The organism is Ureibacillus sp. FSL K6-8385 (genome assembly GCF_038593155.1).
GTDB lineage: Bacteria > Bacillota > Bacilli > Bacillales_A > Planococcaceae > Ureibacillus > Ureibacillus terrenus.
Genome location: NZ_CP151968.1, coordinates 2,570,572 through 2,592,345 on the forward strand (window position 1 = coordinate 2,570,572; position 21,774 = coordinate 2,592,345).

The 21,774-nt window shown below is 38.1% G+C and carries 20 protein-coding genes, 1 pseudogene and 2 riboswitches; of the genes and pseudogenes, 4 read left to right on the top strand and 17 right to left on the bottom strand.

Going from position 1 to position 21,774, the window contains the following annotated elements; genetic code table 11:
- Positions 1-8: 8 nt before the first annotated feature.
- On the bottom strand, positions 9-893 hold the full coding sequence (locus NST62_RS12770) for a LysR family transcriptional regulator (RefSeq protein WP_342462957.1): 885 nt from the start codon (positions 891-893) through the stop codon (positions 9-11).
- A gap of 136 nt (positions 894-1,029) precedes the next feature.
- Here NST62_RS12770 and NST62_RS12775 point away from each other — a divergent pair, with 136 nt between their 5' ends.
- The gene (locus NST62_RS12775) at positions 1,030-2,013 is read left to right on the top strand and encodes a DMT family transporter (RefSeq protein WP_328216717.1); all 984 of its coding nucleotides are present in this window, start codon (positions 1,030-1,032) and stop codon (positions 2,011-2,013) included.
- A gap of 76 nt (positions 2,014-2,089) precedes the next feature.
- Here NST62_RS12775 and NST62_RS12780 read toward each other — a convergent pair whose 3' ends face one another.
- From NST62_RS12780 to NST62_RS12795, 4 genes are all read right to left on the bottom strand, one after another.
- The gene (locus NST62_RS12780) at positions 2,090-2,923 is read right to left on the bottom strand and encodes a radical SAM protein (RefSeq protein ID WP_181733259.1); all 834 of its coding nucleotides are present in this window, start codon (positions 2,921-2,923) and stop codon (positions 2,090-2,092) included.
- Positions 2,924-3,031: 108 nt separating this feature from the next.
- Positions 3,032-3,592 (bottom strand): DUF4256 domain-containing protein, encoded by a 561-nt coding sequence (locus NST62_RS12785; RefSeq protein ID WP_141602590.1) that lies wholly within the window; start codon positions 3,590-3,592, stop codon positions 3,032-3,034.
- A 140-nt stretch (positions 3,593-3,732) separates the two neighbouring features.
- A complete protein-coding gene (locus tag NST62_RS12790) occupies positions 3,733-4,557 on the bottom strand; it encodes a thermonuclease family protein (protein WP_141602589.1) in 825 nt (274 codons plus the stop codon).
- Positions 4,558-4,712: 155 nt separating this feature from the next.
- Entirely contained in the window at positions 4,713-5,339 is a 627-nt protein-coding gene (locus tag NST62_RS12795; protein WP_342462958.1) for a hypothetical protein, read from the bottom strand.
- A 271-nt stretch (positions 5,340-5,610) separates the two neighbouring features.
- Here NST62_RS12795 and mscL point away from each other — a divergent pair, with 271 nt between their 5' ends.
- Entirely contained in the window at positions 5,611-6,006 is a 396-nt protein-coding gene (gene mscL, locus NST62_RS12800; protein WP_342462959.1) for a large conductance mechanosensitive channel protein MscL, read from the top strand.
- 396 nt (positions 6,007-6,402) lie between these two features.
- Here mscL and NST62_RS12805 read toward each other — a convergent pair whose 3' ends face one another.
- Positions 6,403-7,272, bottom strand: a complete 870-nt coding sequence (locus NST62_RS12805; RefSeq protein ID WP_342462960.1) for an AraC family transcriptional regulator — start codon at positions 7,270-7,272, stop codon at positions 6,403-6,405.
- 232 nt (positions 7,273-7,504) lie between these two features.
- Positions 7,505-7,696 carry a PepSY domain-containing protein gene (locus tag NST62_RS12810; protein ID WP_141602680.1) on the bottom strand — a complete coding sequence of 64 codons (192 nt, stop codon included), beginning with the start codon at positions 7,694-7,696 and terminating at the stop codon, positions 7,505-7,507.
- A 231-nt stretch (positions 7,697-7,927) separates the two neighbouring features.
- Here NST62_RS12810 and NST62_RS12815 point away from each other — a divergent pair, with 231 nt between their 5' ends.
- A complete protein-coding gene (locus tag NST62_RS12815; RefSeq protein ID WP_342462961.1) occupies positions 7,928-8,419 on the top strand; it encodes a hypothetical protein in 492 nt (163 codons plus the stop codon).
- Positions 8,420-8,741: 322 nt separating this feature from the next.
- Here the strand turns inward: NST62_RS12815 and NST62_RS12820 are convergent, their stop codons facing one another.
- The 10 genes and pseudogenes from NST62_RS12820 to NST62_RS12865 all read right to left on the bottom strand — a co-directional run bounded on the left by NST62_RS12820 (position 8,742) and on the right by NST62_RS12865 (position 20,304).
- Complete coding sequence (locus NST62_RS12820) at positions 8,742-9,719, bottom strand: nitronate monooxygenase family protein (RefSeq protein ID WP_141602582.1); 978 nt, start codon at positions 9,717-9,719, stop codon at positions 8,742-8,744.
- 583 nt (positions 9,720-10,302) lie between these two features.
- The gene (locus tag NST62_RS12825) at positions 10,303-11,325 is read right to left on the bottom strand and encodes a cytochrome ubiquinol oxidase subunit I (RefSeq protein WP_342462962.1); all 1,023 of its coding nucleotides are present in this window, start codon (positions 11,323-11,325) and stop codon (positions 10,303-10,305) included.
- Positions 11,318-12,658: a c-type cytochrome gene (locus NST62_RS12830; RefSeq protein WP_342462891.1), complete on the bottom strand. Its 1,341-nt coding sequence runs from the start codon at positions 12,656-12,658 to the stop codon at positions 11,318-11,320. Before NST62_RS12830 ends, NST62_RS12825 begins: the two co-directional genes overlap by 8 nt.
- Positions 12,659-13,045: 387 nt before the next feature.
- Entirely contained in the window at positions 13,046-13,954 is a 909-nt protein-coding gene (locus NST62_RS12835) for a peptidylprolyl isomerase (protein WP_246045916.1), read from the bottom strand.
- Positions 13,955-14,073: 119 nt separating this feature from the next.
- Positions 14,074-14,765, bottom strand: a pseudogene (locus tag NST62_RS12840) (ABC transporter ATP-binding protein); the annotation flags it as partial.
- Positions 14,737-14,889, bottom strand: coding sequence for a hypothetical protein (locus tag NST62_RS12845; protein WP_181733313.1), 153 nt, complete (start codon positions 14,887-14,889; stop codon positions 14,737-14,739). The gene NST62_RS12845 and the pseudogene NST62_RS12840, both read right to left, overlap by 29 nt.
- 692 nt (positions 14,890-15,581) lie before the next feature.
- Positions 15,582-16,625, bottom strand: a complete 1,044-nt coding sequence (locus NST62_RS12850; protein WP_141603256.1) for a ribonucleotide-diphosphate reductase subunit beta — start codon at positions 16,623-16,625, stop codon at positions 15,582-15,584.
- Complete coding sequence (locus NST62_RS12855) at positions 16,606-17,058, bottom strand: flavodoxin (protein ID WP_181733300.1); 453 nt, start codon at positions 17,056-17,058, stop codon at positions 16,606-16,608. The genes NST62_RS12850 and NST62_RS12855 overlap by 20 nt, the downstream gene beginning before the upstream one ends.
- On the bottom strand, positions 17,037-19,277 hold the full coding sequence (locus tag NST62_RS12860; RefSeq protein WP_342462963.1) for a ribonucleoside-diphosphate reductase subunit alpha: 2,241 nt from the start codon (positions 19,275-19,277) through the stop codon (positions 17,037-17,039). The genes NST62_RS12855 and NST62_RS12860 overlap by 22 nt, the downstream gene beginning before the upstream one ends.
- Positions 19,278-19,408: 131 nt before the next feature.
- A riboswitch (cobalamin riboswitch) is annotated at positions 19,409-19,606 on the bottom strand.
- Positions 19,607-19,773: 167 nt separating this feature from the next.
- Positions 19,774-20,304 carry a hypothetical protein gene (locus tag NST62_RS12865; protein ID WP_141603253.1) on the bottom strand — a complete coding sequence of 177 codons (531 nt, stop codon included), beginning with the start codon at positions 20,302-20,304 and terminating at the stop codon, positions 19,774-19,776.
- A 120-nt stretch (positions 20,305-20,424) separates the two neighbouring features.
- Positions 20,425-20,611: riboswitch (cobalamin riboswitch) on the top strand.
- Between the two features lie 172 nt (positions 20,612-20,783).
- Here NST62_RS12865 and NST62_RS12870 point away from each other — a divergent pair.
- A complete protein-coding gene (locus NST62_RS12870) occupies positions 20,784-21,773 on the top strand; it encodes an ABC transporter substrate-binding protein (RefSeq protein ID WP_141603252.1) in 990 nt (329 codons plus the stop codon).
- Position 21,774 lies beyond the last annotated feature (1 nt).

Consider the following 21,774-nt stretch of genomic DNA (forward strand, 5'->3'; position numbering starts at 1 on the left):
AGTGAAAGCTATTTTCCGGATGAGACATTGTTAAGAATAAACTTTCTGCTTTCTTCGATCGTGTCAATGAATTTTTCCATTGTTGCCGTCAAATAGGCATCCTTTCTTCTGATAAACACCGTTTTCACTTTGCTATATTGCTCCGGCAATCGGTGGCATCGGATTTCTCCCCTTTGTTCCAAATGAGACACGGCTGATCTTGGGACAAACGAAACGCCAAGCCCCATGGAAACGCCGCGCAAAATCGTTTCCAACGTGCCAAATTCCATAATCTTTTGGGGAGCCGCATTTTGATCTTTATACCACTGTTCCAATCGGGCGCGGTACCCGCAGCCTGTGCTGAAACACAAAAACGGTTCGTCTATTAATTCTTCCGGCGTCCGTTCCCTCTGATCCGAAATTAAAACGAGCTCTTCGTCAAAGACATCATGAACCTCAAGATCCGGATGAAAATCGGTCTTTGTTACAAAAGCGCCATCCAGCTTATGATTGAGCACTTCCTTTTCCAAACTCTCCGTCACCCCTGTAAAAAGAGACAACTCTACATTTTTATATTTCTTGATATAAGAAGAGAGAATGGCCGGCAAATGATAAACGGTTTCCACCGTCCCAATTTCCAGTTTTCCCATCGGCTCATTCTGATCCTGTATGGCTTTTTTCATTTCTGCGGTCAACTTCAAAATTTTTTCACTATAGAATAAAAGTTTTTTTCCTTCCGGTGTCAATGTCATTCCTCGGCGATGCCGATGGAACAATGGTGTGTTAAGTTCAGCCTCCAGCTTTTGGATGCGGGAAGTAACGTTTGATTGAACATAATTCAATTCTTTGGCAACTTCCGTCACCGTCCCCTTTTCCGCCACTAGCTGAAAAATTTCCAAATCTTTAAGCTCCAAAGTGATTCCCCTTTCATGTTTCACCTATGGTATCAACATAAATGATGTTAAACATCTTTTTTGTTCGTTTTACGTGATAATCAAAATGAAGCTAATATTGATTATAACAATTTCCATTCGAAAAGGGGGAACAAAATTGAAAAATCCTGTCTTGATTGGATCCTTTTTTTGCTTCATTGCCGCGGTCTCTTGGGGTGCCATGTTTCCTGTTGCCCATTCCGCTTTTCAATATATCGATCCTTTCTACTTTACGATTTTCCGGTATGGAGCCGTATCCATCATATTGGCCGGGATTTTGTTTTGGAAGGAAGGAAAAGAAGCTTTCCGGTTTGAAGGGAAAGGTCGGCGTCTGTGGTTTTTCGGCACAATGGCCTTTACCGTTTATAATTTGTTTATTTTTTGGGGGGAAGATTTGTTGGGCCATCATGGCGTATTGGTCGCTTCCATCATGGAATCGCTCATGCCGATGATTTCCATTGTCATTTACTGGACTTTCTTTAAAAAACGTCCTTTTCCCTTTACATTGGCATGTGTTCTTTTTTCATTTGCCGGTGCGGTGCTTGTTATAACGGAAGGAAAGATTGATGCGTTTTTTTCGGCAGCAGGCAATGTCATTCCGACTTTATTGATTTTGATCGCTGTCGTCGGATGGGTGATTTACACGATGGGAGGCAGTGAATTCCAAGGATGGTCGGCATTGCGCTATTCCACAATAAGCTGTCTGCTCGGCACGTTTACGGCATTGATCATCACCCTGGTAGCGACGGTTTTCGGTTACTTGGACGTTCCTTCGAAAAGCGGGCTTATAGCCGCAGCACCACATTTGCTGTTTATGATTGTTTTTCCCGGGATCATCGCTTTAATCGGCTGGAATGTGGGAGTCAGTTTGCTGTCTCCGGTGAACGGGCTGCTCTTTATCAATTTCGTCCCGATAACCACCTTATTCATTTCCTTTCTGCAAGGCCGGCAACACACGGTTTTTGACGCAATCGGCACAGTTTTGATTATAACCGCCCTTATTTCAAACAATCTATTTATACGATTCATGGAAAAACGAATGCCGGATATGGCAGAAGAACAGCTGCAAGACGGGCCGGTTTGCATTGAAACAACCGATTAATCAATCGATTTTGCAAAATAAAAAGATGATCCCGTCATCTGTCGGATCATCTTTTCCTTTCATGAATTCCGTTCAATCAGTTCAAAAAAGCTTCTTGTCTTGAGATGCGAATCCTTTCACTTTGGAAATGCCGCTTGAAAAATTTCTCCAGTTTGACATGCAGGTCCTTTTGATACCATTCCGAGAAATTATTTTCCGCAAAAAGTTGAGGCATTTTCAACCGCGAAGAACGTTTTCCTTGCGCTCCATCGCCGATTGCCAATGTATCGATCCAAATATAATCGGCGATTCCTCGCAAAAGCTTCGGAAATTCCGGAGTGAAAGGCAATGCGGGGGATACGGCGGCCTGGGTCGTGATGCCGGCAAGGTGCAATTTGCGGAGCGCTTCCATCCTCATTTTGATGCTTGGGGCATAAGGGGCAAAAATCCTCTTCACATCTTCCCGGTCGGTTTCGATCGTCATGGAGACAATCAATGTGCATTGTTCCTTCAGTTGAACAAGGACATCGATATCCCTTTCAATCAATGGCCCTCTTGTTTGAATGACAAGGATATCGGGTGGATTGGCACGCATCTCCTCCAATATCCCCCTGGTGATGCAGGCTTTCCTTTCAACGGGCTGATACGGGTCCGTTGCAGAAGACATGTATATATTGACAGGAAGCTCTTTTTTGCGCAGTTTAACGATTTCCCTACGGTAAACTTCCCTTGCATTTCTTTTAATTTCGACCCATCCCCCCCAGGGTGTTCCTTTGAATTTTTGAATCGGCAATTCCCTGACATAGCAGTAACGGCAAGCAAAGGCACAACCCGCGTAGGGGTTTAAGGAGTGGGTAAATCCGATGTCCAAATAGCCGGTCGTTTTGGTCAAAATCGTTTTGGATTGGATCTCTTTGAATTGGATGGCCATAACAACTCCCTCATTAAATTTTCCTTATCTTAATCAATGCAAATGGATGTCGGTTTCATTTTTCTTCTGGCCGGCCGATATTCTAAAATCTTGTTTGGCTGGCAGTGTTTACACCCTCAACAGTCCGCGAAACCCTCTCGAACTGTAATAGGCTTCAGCCCCATTATGATAGACAAACACATGGCCATAACGGTAATCGCAAAATAAAGCGCCCCCTTGCTTGCGTATATCCGCCGGCGTAAAGATCCAGCTGGAGGTCTTTGTATCAAAAGGACCCAACTTTTGCAGTTCCCGATATTGTTCTTCCGACAACATCTCGATTCCCATTTCTTTTGCCATATTCATGGCGCTGTTTTCGGGTTTATGTTTTTTCCTTGATTCCAGGGCTTCCTGGTCATAACAAAGACTTCTCCGTCCTTTCGGGCTTTCCTTGGAACAATCGCAAAACAAATATTCACCCGTCGTTTCATCATAACCGATGACATCCGGTTCCCCTTCCGTTCTTTCCATTTCATATAAAGACCATAGTTTTTCCGGATGGCTTTCCAATTTTTCTAGAATGTGCTCCCATTTCATCCCTTCATGGCGATGCATATTTTTTTCGAAACGTTCTTTTAGTTTGCTGATCAAATCTTCCATTTGTTCTTTCGTTAAATTTTTATTTCCCATCTTTCTTTTCCCCTTTATGTTTCCTTCTATAAATTTTCCCCATATTCAAAACCGCTAATCGGTTTTTATCTTCTATTTTCCCCGTAATGATCATAAAAAAGTCTCTACCCGATGGAGTAGAGACAAACGTTTTTACTATATCATCTCTCGCTTGGACGGAAGCCTGCCCGCTCCGCTTCCTCCCGGCTGCAGAAATAGCGTTCGCCTTTGGATGGATCGATTTTCGTCACATCATAAAATTGCTGCCCCGGCATATGATAAATTTTTTCACCGTTTGATGAAATATTTCCTTTAATATTGCATTCTCCTGCAGAACCGTTGGACGATGAATCATTTTTTCCTGAATTTTTTTCGATTACCTCTTCATGAAATCCGTCTTCCTGGGCATAATTTTCGATGCTCCAAATGCCGACCCCTTTCTTTTGGGCTTCTTTTTGGATTTCATAATAGCGGTCCACATACTTTGTATTTGGCACATACACATAGGCGACCCTTGCCAGACCATTTTTCAGCAACTCTTCCTGGACGCTCTTCCCGTCAACATATACATAGTAGAGGAGCCGGCCATATTTATCCCTGTCGCTCACGTCCTTTTCCAGCTGAACCGTCTTTCCTTCCAACATCTTTTTCGTAAACTCTTTTGCATCCTGGCCAAACGGCTGTTCACCGAGGCGCGGATGGTTTGTCTCCGGCGTGTCCACCAGCAAAAATCTTACCGTTTCCGTTTGTCCGTTGATTTTCACTTTAATCGTATCGCCATCGACGACCGAAACGACTTCCGCATCGATTGTTTTCATATCTGCCGGCAACTCGGATGACGTCTGTTCCTGTCCTTTGCCCTGTTCTGTTTGTTCTACAGGTTGGGCGTTTCCTTCCCCGCCAACCGAATCGGCAGTCTCACTCGCGCATCCGAATAATAATGCGGCCGAAAAAACGAAGTACAGTATGTATCTCAGCCTTTTCATTGAAGCTCTCTCCTTTGAAGCATTTTTGTTTTATTTCAACCATACTAAATCAGTTCATAGAATACAAATTTTCCTATGGCATCGCAAATGATAGAGTCAAAAATTTATAAAAAAAATCCATTTTGAACTTGGAGAAGTCAAAATGGAATGTTCCCCTAATTTATTTGTGAAAATACGTAAAACAGGATCAATTGAAAGATAATGATGGCGAATGCGAGTGCCGCCGCCGCCCCCACAAGAAGCCATTTCCTTGCAAATCCTTTCAATTCCGCTTCTGTTGAATGGTCCATTTTTTGATTATTTAAAACGGTCAAGATGTTTACCATGAGCAAAAAGAAAAGGGTATACATTATAAAAAAGAGGGTATCCGGCTTAGAAAAAAAATTTTCCGCCGACTTCCCGCTCCCGAACGATAGAAAAAGGAACAAAACCCCAAGAATCACATATAAAACAGCCTCAAATTTGCGACGTCTATACCATTCGTCTCCCAACTTTTCTTTTTCATATTTCGCCACTTTTTCAAGAAGGGGAATCATGGATTTTGTCGAATCGGTCTTGATCAATCGGATCACTGCAAAAATGACAAAATAGATCCCGAACGCCAGATAAAAAAGCGAAGTCCTGATGGTAAACACACTGCTGCAGATATAATAGACCGCCAGTGCCGCCAATACCAGAAAATTCATTACTGCCAGCTGCTTCATTCGCATCTTTTGGATTTCCTTTTGATCCATTGCATCATCTCGCCAGTATTCCATTATAATGGAAAATATTTCTACCATTATTATATTCTCCGGATTATGGTGAGTAAATATTGAAATGGTTTCATTCACCGCTTTATAGGGTATCTGATTTATATATCAAAAAAATTCTGAAACTTCTTGCGATGGAAAGCGTTTAAAGAACTTATCTTAAATGGGCATGTCATCGTTGTTGAACCATAAGACTTTGCATGCTATGCTGTGTAAGTCTACATAGAAATGGTTCATTCATCCTTATCAAGGAATATTGTTTTTTCCCATCAAAAAATACATAAATTTTGGAGGTTTCCGAATGTGGAAAGAATTTAAAGAATTTGCCATAAAGGGAAATGTCATCGATCTTGCCGTTGCAGTCGTCATTGGTGCCGCTTTTGGTAAGATTATCTCTTCTTTGGTGGACAACATCATCATGCCACTTGTCGGTGTTCTTACCGGGGGAATCGATTTTACAAAATCGTTTATTTGGCAAGTAGGTGATGCAACGGTTTCCTTTGGCGTATTTTTACAAAGCGTCATCGACTTTTTGATTATTTCCTTTGCCATTTTTATATTTATTCGCATGTTGAATAAACTGAAAAAGAAGAAAATAGAAGAAGTGGTGGAGGAAACTGCTTCTGAGCTGGACACGAAGGAAGAGCTGTTAAAGGAAATCCGTGACTTGTTGAAAGCTCAAAATATGAATAAATAAAGCGAAAAGTGAAGGAAACACCTTCACTTTTTTATTTTTTCCTTTTTTTACACCGCGAAGTCTTTTCTTAAACCCGCCCTTTTTAACTTTTTGCGCCTGAATAAATACTGTATACCTGTATATCCGATTTATTGTCATAAGAAAGTTATATAACTCTCTGAAAAATTTAATATATTCCATAAAAATGCTCATATTGGGAATTTCAATCCTGATTTTTGGCTTAATCAGCATCTTTGCGGGCAAGGTGGGAGAGTTCCTGTGCAAAAAATCCGATGATTTCCAAAAAAATGAACTATCTGCAAGGTTCCACTTTTACATTGATCGGGCTGAACATCGCGTTTACGGAAAAATAACATTGCGGCATAACATAATGTTATGCCGCTACACCCACTCTTCCTATTTCTCCTTTTTCTTCACTGCAAACCAAATCTCGCTATACACATTGTTCATATCACTTAAATCGCCTGTAAAAGAAATGTTGGGAGCTTCTACTAATTCATAATCCGATGAAGGGAGCCATTCTGAAGCAACTTTTGCCCACGTTTCTTGCATTACGTTTGGGAATGGGCCTTTTGATGAAAAAATCGCCCAAGTAAGCGCAGGCACTTTTACGACATCAAATTCTTCAAAATCCAAGTCTTTTGTAGTCAAGTAGCCAATCATATGATCAAGGCTCCCTTTTTCCTCCATACATCCATCATCAAAATTAAAAGATGCGTTTACGACTTGAAATGGTTCCATATCAGCATAGCTTCGTAACTTTTCCCTTTGTTCTGGGGTAATGCTCTTTGCTAATTCCACGATTTCTTGATTAATTCCTTTAAATTGAATGGGAACTCTCTTTTTCTTTCCTACAATTTTAAAGGATTCCTTTTTCTCGATTCGATAGTCCATATCGATTCCTCCCTTTATGGTTAATTGGAAGGAGAGCTTCGGAAATGCTTTCAGCCTCGTTGACTTTTTTACTTCTGACGGACTAATACCTGACCATTCTTTAAAAGCACGGGAAAATCCGTCTACCGATTCATACCCATATTTAAATGCGGCTTCTGTGACACTCATTCCCTCATTTTGCAAATCAAAGGTTGCGTTAGATAATTTCCTATTTCGAATATATTCACCTAAAGTCATTCCTGAAAGAAATGAAAAAATACGCCTAAAATGGTAAATCGAAGTCCCCGTAATTTTCTCTATTTCCTTTTCATCAATTTCGTCATTCAAATGAGCTTCAATATATTCCAACGCCTCATTAAGACTTTTCAGCATTTTCCTCCTCCTTCAGTTCATAGTTTAATATCTGACTCATTTTCTTACCCGATATTTTTAGAATGACTTTTATCGGGATAACGGTGAAACGAACTGGATTCGAACCAAGAATTAACCGAAACTTTTTCAGATTATAACCTAAAAATCTCATCCATAATATTCAATAACACTTGTTAAATAAAAAAAAGAAATAAGCCGTTTTGCGGGCCTATTTCGTTAATGATAAAAATCATTAATCATAATTATTTTCTTGATCGATTTTGATGATTCGCCCATTTCTTGCGAGAATCTCCACTTCAAATATTTGTCCCTGTTCTGTCATAATAAAAACTTCATAAACTAATACACCATTTTCTAAGTCCATATCCACATGCATGATTCTTCCTGGTACAGCTTGCAGAGCGATCTGTTGGGCTTGTTGCATCGTAATTCTTTGGCTATATCCAGGTCCCTGACCATATGAAGAGTACTGATTCAACAGCGATTTCCCCCTTGTAAAAAGTTGGCTGGTTTATTTATATGCTTTCAAACAGTACCAGGTTCCTTGGCTTTATAGGCATAGCAACAAGGAACAAGATGTTACGATGGCAAATAATTAATTTTCTACATATATTACTGGGGATGGAACTGAATTCGCATATTGTGGAGGAAACCTATGACCAATTATTATTCATTCAGCGGGACCGTTACGGCAATCAGTGATTTTTTCACGGGGCAGAGGAGCGAAATGGAAGGTTGCAATAAATTATTTTCTGTGGAAGATGAGTCCGGTTTAATCGTCAATTTCGTCGTCACCCCTTCAACCTATTTCATCAACCAGGAAACGGTCATGATTGGAGACAAAGTGACGGGGTACTATGATGGCGATTTGCCTGCCATTCTCATTTATCCGCCCCAATATCAGGCCCTTGTGATGGTGAAAGAATACCCAGATCGGAATGTGAAAGTCAGCTATTTCGATCATCAATTGATAAGCAGCGATGGACAGCTGCAATTGCATTTAACTCCTTACACCCCGGTTTTGATGAGCAATGGGCAACTCTTCTCGAAATACCCTGGAAACCGGGATTTGGTCGTGATTTATGGACCGGCAACCCGCAGCATTCCCGCGCAAACCACGCCATATCGTATCGTTGTATTATGCTGATATGTTGGAAAAACTTCTTCGTATCAATTAGCGGGATTCTATCGAACAATACAAAGAAATCATCACTTTGCTCAATGATATTGCAGAACAGAATAAAGAAAATTAAAAAAGTGGATTTGGAAATCAAATCCACTTTTTCTGCTCACTGGACCGCTCATTTTATCAAAATCCCTGAAAATCTCCAAAAATTCTTTCGGATAATACACTAATATAGGATAATGCAACATTGACATATATAAATGGTTACTTAAAATAAAATCCCTCCTATTGCCAAACAGAATTCCCCGTCCACAATGAGGAAGGGATATTAGATGTCATTATTTTAACGATTCGCATATGCTTCTCTCTTTTGAATCAGTTCTTCAAATGCTTGATGATATTCTTCATAAAGTCTGTCAACCAACTGGCGGACAGAAGTGATTTCTTTGATCACCCCAATTCCCTGGCCGCTTCCCCAAATGTCTTTCCAGGCTTTTTTGCCGGCTTCTTTAAAGTTCATGGCTGAAGGGTCGCTTTCTTTCAAATTATTCGGGTCCAAGCCGGCGTTAATGATGGAGCCTTTCAAATAGTTCCCATGTACGCCTGTAAAAAGATTGCTGTAAACAATATCTTCTGCAGAACTATCCACAATCATTTGCTTGTATTCCTCCGCCGCCCGGGCTTCATGGGTTGCAATGAATGGAGAACCAATATATGCAAAGTCGGCTCCGATTGTTTGTGCAGCTAAAATAGAGTGTCCGCGTGCAATCGCTCCCGATAAAGCTAATGGACCATCAAACCATTCCCGAATTTCTTGTACAAGAGCAAACGGGCTTTGGGTTCCAGCATGTCCACCAGCTCCTGCCGCCACTGCCACCAGTCCATCTGCCCCTTTTTGAATGGCTTTTTTGGCAAAGGTATTATTAATGACATCATGGAATACAAAACCGCCATAACTATGGGCAGCCTCATATACCTCTTCCCGTGCACCAAGGGACGTAATAATAATAGGAACTTTATACTTAACGCAAAGTTCCATATCCTTTTCTAAACGGTCATTCGTTTTATGAACGATTTGATTAATGGCAAAAGGTGCAGCAGGCTTATCCGGATTTTTGGCATTGTAGCTGGCGAGTTCTTCCGTAATTTCCGCAAGCCATTCATCCAATTGACTAGATGGTCTTGCATTCAATGCCGGCATAGAACCCACAATTCCTGCTTTACACTGGGCAATCACTAGCTTTGGTGTACTAATAATAAACATCGGTGCCCCAATCACGGGAAGACGCAAATTTTGCAACACTTTAGGAACATTTCCCATCCAACCCCCTCCTTGTTTTATGACAATTAAAAAGATTATACGAGAATTTATACTACAAAAATAAGAATATATTAATATTTATAATCTTATTTGGTAAATTATGCAATTATTTTTTTATAAATTCGAATATTTTATAAATTCGAATACTTCCTTTCATCGATATCTTACAAATCGAGTAGGAGGGAGCGATGAACTCCCGTCCTCTCACACCATACGGTTCCGTATACGGCGGTTCAATTAAGATGATTGACGCAAGTTTTTATAACTTCCGTGAATAGCTGTTCTCTTTATGCCAGTGGTCACTCCACCCTCCAAGAGGTCTCCCACGGGATTCACCGCTTCCTTCCTCAAGTGAGGTACTGCGTTTTCTGTGTTCATCATGACTCACTGAATGCCAAGGGCTATTCTCTCTTAATTGTTCGGTCCTTCATAGTTGTTCTAGACCAACTAATACGATGATCTCTGCTGACTTTTGTCTTCGGGGTTTGGGACTTACACCCTATCGTTCATGTACATGCCGGGCGCACATAAAAGGCAGTTTAGTAAGCTTCTGCTTCATCTAAACTGCCGCTTGCAATTCATATTATTTTTCCATCGATTGCTCTGTTCTTGGGAATTCATCAAAATAAGGGGATAAATAAGTTTCTCTTACTTCATGACGGATCCATCCCATAATGCCCACAATTAACACGAACACAGCCGCCGATAAAACAAAGGATTTGAAGGAATCTTTATATCCCGCAAGGAATAAAAAGACGCATAAAATAATGGTTAAAACGATTGAAAGCATTAATAAAGTAGTTAATAATAAATCTTCACCCATGAATAACATTCTGACTTCCGGTTTAAAGGCGAATAACAGGATGAATCCTGCAATTAATTGCACTACTGTAATCCATAAGCTCACTTTGGCACCAAATAATTTCAGGCTTTGTTCATAATCTTCCAAACTGCCTTTTTTTCGGCTTTTGTATGCGTAAAACAGGAATACATAAAAGCCGCCTGTAGCAAGACTGGCAAGGATGAAATGCAAATATCTTTGCCAAATTTGCGGATAATACAATAAGCTAGGGAAAAATCCTTGAACCTCGCCCCACTTGTCTGGATACAGCATCGAAGTAATATTCACGATGAAAATAAGCGGGATATATAACAAGATCAACATTGCTGCAAATCCTACAAGAATATGCAGCGCTTTTTTATTTTGCCACTTATCCCATGTGAATTTATAAAGATATAACAAAAGAAATGCAATGATTAATAAAGGAATGACACTGATCCATATTTTCCCGATTAAAATGGTGCTGGAATAAAAATATTGAGTATAAATCACGCTAATAATGAGCAGTGGAGCTACCCCCATTACAACAGCGATGCTTTTATGAATGGATGCGTGGAAAGAACAACTTTTTGCCATCTTATCCAAGAAAGCACTTTTTTTAATTTTCCCGGCAATCTCTAATCCCACTGCTCCCGTTACAAGTGAAACCGTAAAATTTACAAATAGAATATGAATGATAAAGGTTAAGATGATGAATAATTCCATTAAACCCAGAGGTGCCGGAATTGGTAACGCATTATCAGGAGAAATCGGCAAATTATTCATTTTGACTTACCTCCTTTTCATTATTTACGCGGTCAATTTCTGATTTCAAATAGGCTGCTAAGGCATCCAATTCTTCTTCAGTTCCCATGAAAGGAGGCATGGCAACCCGCACCGTATGCATGGTTGGTATATAGTTTTTCAATGCTTCTTCATCCCATCCGGCTAAACGCTTTCCTAACGCCCTTTTTGTTCTCCAACCATCGATGGTATGGCAGGCAATGCATTGGCCCACAAAAATTTCCCTTCCGGCTTCCACCTTGTTTTCTTCCATGATTTCTTTTTCTTTTGCCCAAGTAGCATTGGCCAAAAAGCCTTCTTCATTAAATTTTTCCCGGTCCTGGGCGAGGAGCCCGTTTGCATACATGTAATCATAAATGATGAAAGGTTTTCGAATGTATTCCCTTACCACCTCAAATTCTCCGATAAATCCGATGGACGCACCAAACACTGCTATAGAAAGGATAATGGGCACTTTTTTCGGGCTTCGGATAAGCCAAACAGAATAAACCAGTAAAATCAATAATGCAAGACCATTGATGATTTTAAATGTACTTTCGGTCATTCCTGTTGCCAAAACAATCATATTGTAGGCTTGATCTGGAATGGACCATAAATACCAAAGCCCTAAAACGAAGGTCATTGGCAAAGAAATCGCACCCCAAAAACCGAATACTTTAAAGGATTCTTCCCTCAGTGAAAGGTCTTTTACGAATAGACGTATGAATAATGAAACAAGTACAATCGCCAATAAGATAGCTAAGAACATTCGGAATCCTAAAGAAGGCAAATACGTTGGGTTAAAGAAGGCATTCCAGAATGAGAATGTCTCAATCCATTTCCCGGGTGTCAATTTTGCTGCCAACACGCCTGTGATAATGGCCATTGTCAGCCATGAAGCAATACTTAAGCCAACTCCTATATAAATATGTTTTCTTTTCTTCTCCGGATCTTGCCAACGATTCCATGTGTAATAGTAAACGAGCAATAAAATGACTTCGGTGATGAAGCAGACCCATTCCGTTACCCATGCCCAGAAAAAGATTCGCAATAAAGAACCAATCGAATCCGGCTGAATGACCGTTGTCGAAAACCAGATTCCCACACCGGTCATCGCTCCTACTGTTGTAGTGATGATTAAAATCCATTTCGCAATGTTTTTGGCCAACCCATCTAGTTTTTGATTGCTCGTCTTAAACGCTCGATGTTCCAAAGATACGGTCAAAACGGATGTTCCAATGGCTACACCATGGCTGATAATGACGTGGACAATGGCGATCATCGCAATGACCGTCCCGTTTCCGAGCCATGAATAATCCACTGATGGAAAATTCATTACTATTCCCCCTTCTCATTTTTTCACCATCATCTTATAAGACAGTTGTGAAAAAACATTAAAGTAACTGTAAAACATTTGGGAAGTGGGGGATATTTTACAAATCCTTTTCATCTCTGCCATAAATTATTCCAAAATAAGATGGCCGTTTTTTAATGGAAAAAAAAGGGCGGCTTCTGAAAAGTCATTTCAAGACGCCCCCTTTGCGGCTGTCGCACATGCTTTCGCCGCAGATAAATTGCGGCTTTCGCTAGAGTTTTTGCCGCAGATAAATTGCAACGAGGAGGCGCGTTTTGTGACCACCGCAGGGAAAGTTTTTAAGAGAATATTCCTATAAGAAGTAAGGCTGTTCAGAAAGTCGAACACTTTCTGAACAGCCCCCTTTAATTATTTATCTTCTTTATCTTTATTATCGCCTGATAATTTGTTTTCAATTTTATATTCATCCATTTTTTCGGATAGCCATTTTGTATATTGTTCGTTTACTTTTTGTTCTAATAAATCTTGATATACTTTGTCTTTCACATCTTCAAATTTGGCTTCTTTTACTTCTTTTTTGTCTGTCACTTTTATGATATGGTAACCAAAATCAGTTTTGACTGGCTCGCTGGAAATGGAACCTACTTTCATGGAGAATGCAGCATTTTCAAAGGCTTCAACCATTTCGCCTCTGCCAAAGTAGCCTAAGTAGCCACCTTTGTCTTTTGTACCTGTATCAGTGGAATATTCTTTTGCAAGTTTAGCAAAATCTTCTCCATCATTTAATTTTTTAATGACTTCTTTAGCTGTTTTTTCATCGTCCACTAGAATATGGCTTGCTTCAACTTGTTCTGCTTGATTATAGGAATCCTTATTTTCTTCAAAGTAGGATTTCAATTCGTCGTCTTTAATGTCAACATAGTCTTCCATTACTTTTTTTGTTAGTAAATAATTTTTAATATCTTTCTTTACATCCTCTACATCCATATTATAAGAAGAAAGCAATTGTTTGAAACTTTCTTCCCCTCCGTATTGGTCCACATAGTCTTTATACTCCGCTTCAATTTCGTCTTTCGTTACGGAAACTTTTTGTTTTTTCGCTTCTAACTCCACAATTTTATTGGCAATTAAATTATTTAATACTTCTTGTCCATATTGTTCCGTGAGAGCTTCGTTTAATTCCGCTTTTGTGATTTTTTCTCCATTCACCGTTGCTACTGATTCATCATCTCCGTTTGAACATCCTACTAGCATGGCACTTAAAGCTAACGGAATAGTAATCATCTTCATCATTTTTGGCATATTCATTTTGTTCATTTAAATCCTCCGCTCAATATTTTATCGTTTCACTTGCAGAAACAATGCAAAAACCGTTTTATGTCAAGTGTACGTCAAAAACTTGCTTACTAATTATACCATATTTTAGTTTGAAACAGTTACGATACTTGTTCAAACTGGCTTTTATACAATTCTTCGTAGAATCTATTTTTATCAAGAAGTTCTTGATGGGTTCCTTTCTCCACAATTTCTCCATCTTTCATGACTAAAATTAAATCCTCATTTTTAATGGTTGAAAGACGATGGGCAATAATAAAGGACGTTTTTCCTGTTTCCAATTGTTCCATAGCGCGCTGAATTTGTAGTTCTGTCCGTGTATCCACAGAACTCGTTGCTTCATCTAAAATCAATAACGGCGCATTTTTTATCATTACACGGGCAATCGTTAATCATTGTTTTTGTCCATTGGCGGTATCCAAATTGCACATTTTTAAATTCTATCTCCCCTTTAACATGCTCCACTTTTGCAAGTTTCGGTTGTTCCGCATCCAATTCTTTTTCTTCCTAAAATTCAAATACCCGCTCACTGGCCGCTTGCGCTGATTGTAAATTTGTTCCCACTTGAGCAAATTGGGTTTCTGAGTAAATAGACGAATATAAATTATAAACGCCACATTCGTTTCAATGGTGATGGCATTAGTTGTAACAAGGTAAGCACCAACAATACACACAGCTACATAGCCAAAATTTCCGATAAACTGCATATCGGCATCATCAAGCTGGATAAAAATTGCGACTTCCAGGCATTCTCATATAATCGGTCATTGATTGCATGGAATTTTGCTTTCGCAGGCGCTGCTGACACAGTCCACGTATTCGCGAATAGTTCCGTCCACAATCATTTGATGAGCAACATCCAATTGATTAAATAAATCATCAAATTCTCTGTCATCTAAAATTTCGATTTCATGCATGCTTTTCTCTATCATTTCATTTTGACTAATATCGATAGATTTTGAATCATACGGGGATATCTGCTATGTGGGCGTGTATAAAGAGAAAACCATAATGGAGACAAGGAAGGCAGAATTCACGGATGCTTTGCTGATAGGGGATGGTTCTTCCTGAATACTGAAAATCTCAAGTAAAGGGATAGGTGAAGGCCTATGGATATTCTTCATTTTCAATCGAACCTTTTTCTTTAAATTAGAGACCTTCACCAAATATGTGTATTTTCTACTTGTCAATAACAATATCCATTCAATTTAATTCGCTGTGTTATCAAATTGGTTTGGACTTTTTAATATTGATTTTTCATATGCAATTAGTGTTACATTTAATTTTTCCTCTAGTCGTTTTATTTCCTTGAGTTGTTCTTCATTTAATTCTGCATATTTACTTTCTCCCAAAAATAATCCCTACCTTACCTTTTAACAATTTTTAAAATCCTGATTTAATTATGGAAATTTACTATTGGATTTATACATAAAATTTCAATCTAGAAATCAGATCACCAAAGTTTATTTCAACAACTCTAACATTTTTGAACATACTAGTATAAAAAATGATAGGCATATATACTCAAACTTATCTCAACAAAAAAAGAAGGGCTGCTAAAAATATTAGTACACCCTTCAGAGATTTGGATTTTTAATATTAATAATTTTTAGAGTTCATCAAAACCATTCAAATCACTAATCTTAGTATATTGACGATTTCTTTGTTCAAAGAAATCCGTTTTTGTTTCATCAAAATTATCTACATATGCACGAATCCATTTCATTGGATTATTAATATGCATTGCGTATATTTCACTTAATCCTATCATTCGTAACATTTTATTCGCTCTATATTTAATAAAACCTTCCATTTCATCTAAATCAATGCCTTCTACACCATTTAACACATAGTGAGACCATTCCACTTCCAATTCTACAGAATTTCTAAATTGTTCATAAACCCAATCAGTAAAATGTTTTGTATTTAGCTCTGGATTTTCTCCCAATGTTGCCCGAACTAATTCACAAATAAAACGACCGTGTTCTAATTCATCTCGGTTAATGTAACTAATCATTGTAGATGTTCCAACCATTTTGTTTTGGCGCGCTAAATTATAGAAGAAAGCAAAACCTGAATAGAAGAATAATCCTTCAAGTATTGTGGAATATACTAATGTTTTTAATATATTTTCTAAAGATGGCTTCTCGACAAATTGATTATATATCTCCATTATATTTTGATTACGTTTAAGTAAAATCGGATCACTTCTACCAATTTCAAAAGCTTCATTTTGTTTATCTAACGATACTACGGAAGATAATATATAAGAATAGCTTTCATTATGCACTGCTTCTTGTTGTGCAATGACAGCTAAAATAGATTGTACTGATGGATCTGTGGCATATAAGGATGTGAGTAGAATGGTCCTTGTTTGCGATGAATCTAATGTCGCTAAAAGGCTAATTACTTTTAAAAACGTATCTTGTTCCTCCGTTGATAACATTGGAAATTCCTTCACATCATTCGACATATTCACTTCATCAGACTTCCAGAAATTACTTAACAAGCGTTTATATGTTTTATACCAATGCGGATACTTAATATTATTCCAATTTAAAATACCACTCGATTTTCCTCCAAACAGTGCAGTTGCTCGATTTGGATTCATTGGATCTAATGTTTTTACCTTTTCAAGCAAGTTTGGTGACATCTTTAACAATCCCTTCTATCCATTTTTTTACGATTTTTTCTTGACTTCCTCTAGGAGATTGTTCAATTTTTAAAGGTTCCCAACGACTATTGTAGAATCTTGCTAATTTCACAGCCGCCAAGCAAAATAATTCATCGCCCCCAAACTGAGTATCACCAGTACCAAATACTGCAATATTTTTTGGTTTATAGCCTATTTCCCATACAAAATCCTTAACTTCAATAGGTAATGCACCCTTTGCCCATGTAAAAGTACCAATAAATATTAAATCGTACATTTTAAGATTGATTGGCAAATTGACTCCGATTCGATGCATATCCACTTGAAATTTCTTTTCTTTTAATACTTCCTCAATAATTTCTGCAACTTCTTTTGTATTTCCACTATAAGATAAATAAGCTATTAAAGCCTTCAACTTTGACACCACACACATTCTTCTACTTCATTCGATGTAGAGCGAACATAATAGGTTGTTTTTAAACCTGATTTCCAGGCTTGAAAATGCAGATCTAGCAGCACTGATGCCTTTATCGTGTTTGGAACATAAATATTAAATGAAATGCTTTGATCGATATGTTTTTGACGAGCAGCATTTTGTTTGATTGACCATCTTTGGTCCACAATATAAGCTGAACGGCGATAAATATTATACGTTTTATGATTTAAATCAGGTGCAGTTGTCGGAATTCGGTAATCCTTTTTCTCCTCAATATAAAAAGGTTTAAAGATAGGATCAATACCAGCGGTGGAACCTGCAATAATCGAAGTTGTCGCATTAGGTGCAATGGCCATTAAATATCCATTTCGAATTCCATATTTTTTAACATCTTTTTGAAGTTGCATCCATCGTTCGTCTGTATAACCTTTATAAATAAAATACTCACCAGAACTCCATTTACTTCCTTCAAATAATGGATAACTGCCCTTTTCTTTGCTTAACTCCATACTGCTTCGAATCGTGTAATAAGCTATTTTTTCATAAAGTTCATCTGCATATTGTACTGCTTCTTCTGATTCCCATTCAATATTCTTCAAAGCTAATAGATGATGCCAACCAAATGTTCCAAGTCCAATGGCCCGGTATTTTTTATTCGTGATTTCTGGTTGTTTAATTGGCAGCGTATTAATATCAATTACATTATCTAACATGCGAACTTGAATTTTAATCAAACGTTCTAAAACATTATCAGGTACAGCACGGCCTAAATTGATAGAACTCAAATTGCAAACAACAAAATCACCAGCTTTATATTTTTTTACAATTATATTTTCGTTTTCGATATATTCTTCAATAAATTCTGTTGGAGATTGATTTTGCGCAATTTCCGTACATAAATTTGAACAGTAGATCATACCTTGATGGGAATTGGCATTTTGGCGGTTGACTTCATCACGATAAAACATAAACGGTGCGCCAGTTTCTAATTGGGATCTCATGATTCGCTTCATAATATCTATTGCTGGAATTCTTTTTTTGGAAGAAAGATTGGCTTGAATACATTCTTGATACTTTTTACGCCACTGTCCATCGCCCTTCTTTTCATCGTAGAAGTCTTCTAGCGAGTAACCCATCACTTGTTTCACTTCATATGGATCAAATAAATACCAATCTCCCCGTTTTTCTACCTGTTCCATAAAATAATCGGGTATACATACTCCTGTATATATGTCATACGCACGCAACCGTTCATCACCATTATTGAGTTTCAAATCAAGGAAATCTTCTATATCACGATGCCATACATCTAAATACACACTAATAGCGCCTTTTCTTGTACCAAGCTGATCAACACTGACTGCTGTATTATTTAATTGCTTAATCCATGGTATAACACCACTTGACATGCCCTTGTATCCTTTGATGGAACTACCTCTTGCACGAATTTTCCCCATATAAACACCGATACCGCCTCCATTTTTAGAAAGCTGGGCAACATCGCTATTACTATCATAGATTCCTTGTAAGCTATCATTTACAGTATCAATAAAGCAGCTAGATAACTGCCCATGTGTTTTTCCGGAATTTGCAAGTGTTGGGGTCGCAACAGTCATATACAGATTGCTTAAAGCCCAATACGCTTCTTTTACATACTCATTTCTCATGGATTTATCTTCGTCTTGCATAAGGTACATCGCAATAATCATCCAGCGTTCTTGTGGCAATTCATAAACATTTTTCTCATAATCCGTTGCTAAATAACGGGTTGCCAAAGATAGAATAGCTGGATATGTAAATAACAAATCATGTTTAGGTTCAATAAATGATTCAAAATACTCAATGTCTTGTTTTGTATATTTCATTAATAACTTTTCGGAATAGATTCCTTTTTCGGTCAATATCCGAATCAAATCATAAAACGATCCATAAGTACGATTATGATTAAATTCATATCCTCTGTTTCTTGCTGCTTTATAATAAAGATTTTGTAAAAAAATTCTTGCTGCAATATAGGTCCATTCTGTATTTGCTTCATCAATATTTTCAAGAGCATACTTAATTAAAATATCTGCATCTCTCTCATCGAATGGATTGGTTACTCCTGCTTTTCGAATCTTCTCTTTGTATTGGTCTGATGCCAACTTGAAATCATTAAAAATACGATCGATGAATTCAGAAAGTGTTTCCTGTTCAATACTTTGACTTCTTGTCACCTTGATTCCTCCCTAAAAATAAAAAATCCGTCATTCTCGGGGAATAGACGGAAAAAGGAAGAATACGACAGAAATAAAACATATGTAAAATATATCTTTTCCTATCGTTTCTCCTTCTCACACCCCGAAGAATAGAAACTACAAAGTATGGCAGGTCTCCTGGCTCGTGTATCCTCCTACTATAGCCCTTCCCGTATCGTCACCTTTCAGTAAATCGATACAGTGGTTTGCTAATTCGTCCACACTTACAGTTGCGGGGGCAGCTCCAGATTCTCACTGGATTCCCTATTAAGGTATTAAAAATTACCACCATAACTTTATACTCAACATTTTGTGTTATTAAATTTTAAACTACACAATATATAGTGTATGTTATCATATAAAATTCATGCTTACAATCTTAAAAAGTAAATCTAAAATATTTACAAATCGTTTTCATCTAGTATTCTCTTAACTAACTTGCAATATATATAAATTTGGGCTATCTATAAACTATTTATTTAGTTTTTCCATAAGATTTGCTGATAAAAGGGATTTCTTCGGTTTTAGTTAATTTATTCGCTTCGATTGCCAGTACAAAAAATACATTCGCTAAAAGTCCTAAAAACTGAAATAAAATTTCCGGCACTTCTCTCTCTTCGCTTACTTTGTGTAAAGCACGATAGCTCTTTTTCGCTTCACTTCGACAAATATGCAATCGCGTCGCCAACTCAGAACCTTGTGGCAAAACGAATTGCTTATTTGTCTCGCCTGCACGTTCGACAAAATCATCATATACAGATTCCAGCCACATTAAATCTTCTTCTGTAATCGCTAAACGCCCTCTTACAGATCCATTGGCATGATAAGCTAGCGGTTGTATTGTTCTTAAAATTTGAGTGATTTCTTCAAACTTATGTTCATTTTTGCTTACACTTATGCAATCTCCTATTTTTGTCGTTAAGCTGTCTGTCATAATTTCATAATCTACCAAGCAACTTTTCTCCCGCATAAACGGATAACTAATATAACGCCAGTTTTTTGCCATAGATATCTTCCCTCCCAAAAAGAAAAGCTGCTGATTAGTATATCCGATGTGGTGCAATCATGTAAAGTTTTGTTATACTATTGCATTTATTAAATGATTTATGCTAGATTATAGTTAATTTCATATCCAGGGTGTTTAAGTGCTCTTCTTGGAAGAGGTAAAAGGAAAACTAGTGAAAATCTAGTACAGCCCCCGCTACTGTGAGGATGGATGAAACTAACAGTAACCACTGAATGTTACATTCGGGAAGGGTTAGGAGTAAGAGGAAGTCCGAGTCAGGAAGCCTGCTTAAACACTTTGCAAACGTCTTTTCGGGTGGGAAAAGAACGGGTGCAAGCAAGTTATGCTTTTTTTATGCTTTTTTGTGCTTTTTAACGCTTTCACGCCTGTATTCCCACTTGGGATACAGGCTTTTTATTTTGGTTTCATGTGTGGCCACACTAAACATATAAAAAATTTTATAGAAAAGGAGATTTGTGATGAATCAATTCACCAAATTGCTACTACCCATATTGCTTTTATTATTTTTAACAGCTTGTAATACCGATACTGCCAACAATGATGATGAAAATTCGATAAATCAACCATCCGAACAAGCTAAACAATCGGCTTATCCGCTGACGGTGACAGATGGCCGTGGTAAGGAAATTACCATTTCGGAAAAACCGAAACGTATTGTTTCGACTGCTTTAGCTGTCGATGAATTGCTGGTGGATTTAGTACCTTCTGAAAATCTTGTAGGCGTCACAGCGATTTCTAGTGATCCAGCGATTTCCAATGTTGCAGGCAAAACCGATTCAATTGAAACGAAATTTGAAACCGTAACTGCCGAGCAAATTTTAGCATTAAAGCCAGATTTGGTGATTATTCCTTCTTACGTTAATCCAGATGTATTGAATCAATTAGAAAATGCCGGAATTACAACATTCCAAGTCATCGATGACACTTCCTTTGAAGGTATTTTAAAAACCGTTGAAACGCTGGGGAAAATTGTCGGAGAACAAGAAAAAGCGACTAACTTAATCGCGGATATTCAAAAACGAATCGATGCATTAAAAGAAAAAGCGGACAAAAAAGAAAATAAACCCCGCGTTCTTTATTACACGGAATACTCCTCCAGTGTGACAGACAATACCACAATCGGTGAAATGATTAAATTAGCCGGCGGAATTAATGTTGTATCGGAAGCAGGGATTGTAGGCGAATCCTACCCTGACTACCCGGAAATTTCAAAAGAGGTTTTGGTTCAATTAAAACCAGATGTGATTTTTACAACTGCCTGGGGGGCTACTACAAACAATGGGGAGCCGGCTTTCGTAACAGAATGGAAAAAAGACCCTGCACTAAAAGACGTGCCAGCTATTAAAAACAATAAGATTTATGTGCTAGACAGCGCCAATGTAACCACTGCCTCCCACTATGTAATCGAAGGAGCAGAAGAAATGGCTGCGATTTTATCTAAGGAGTAAC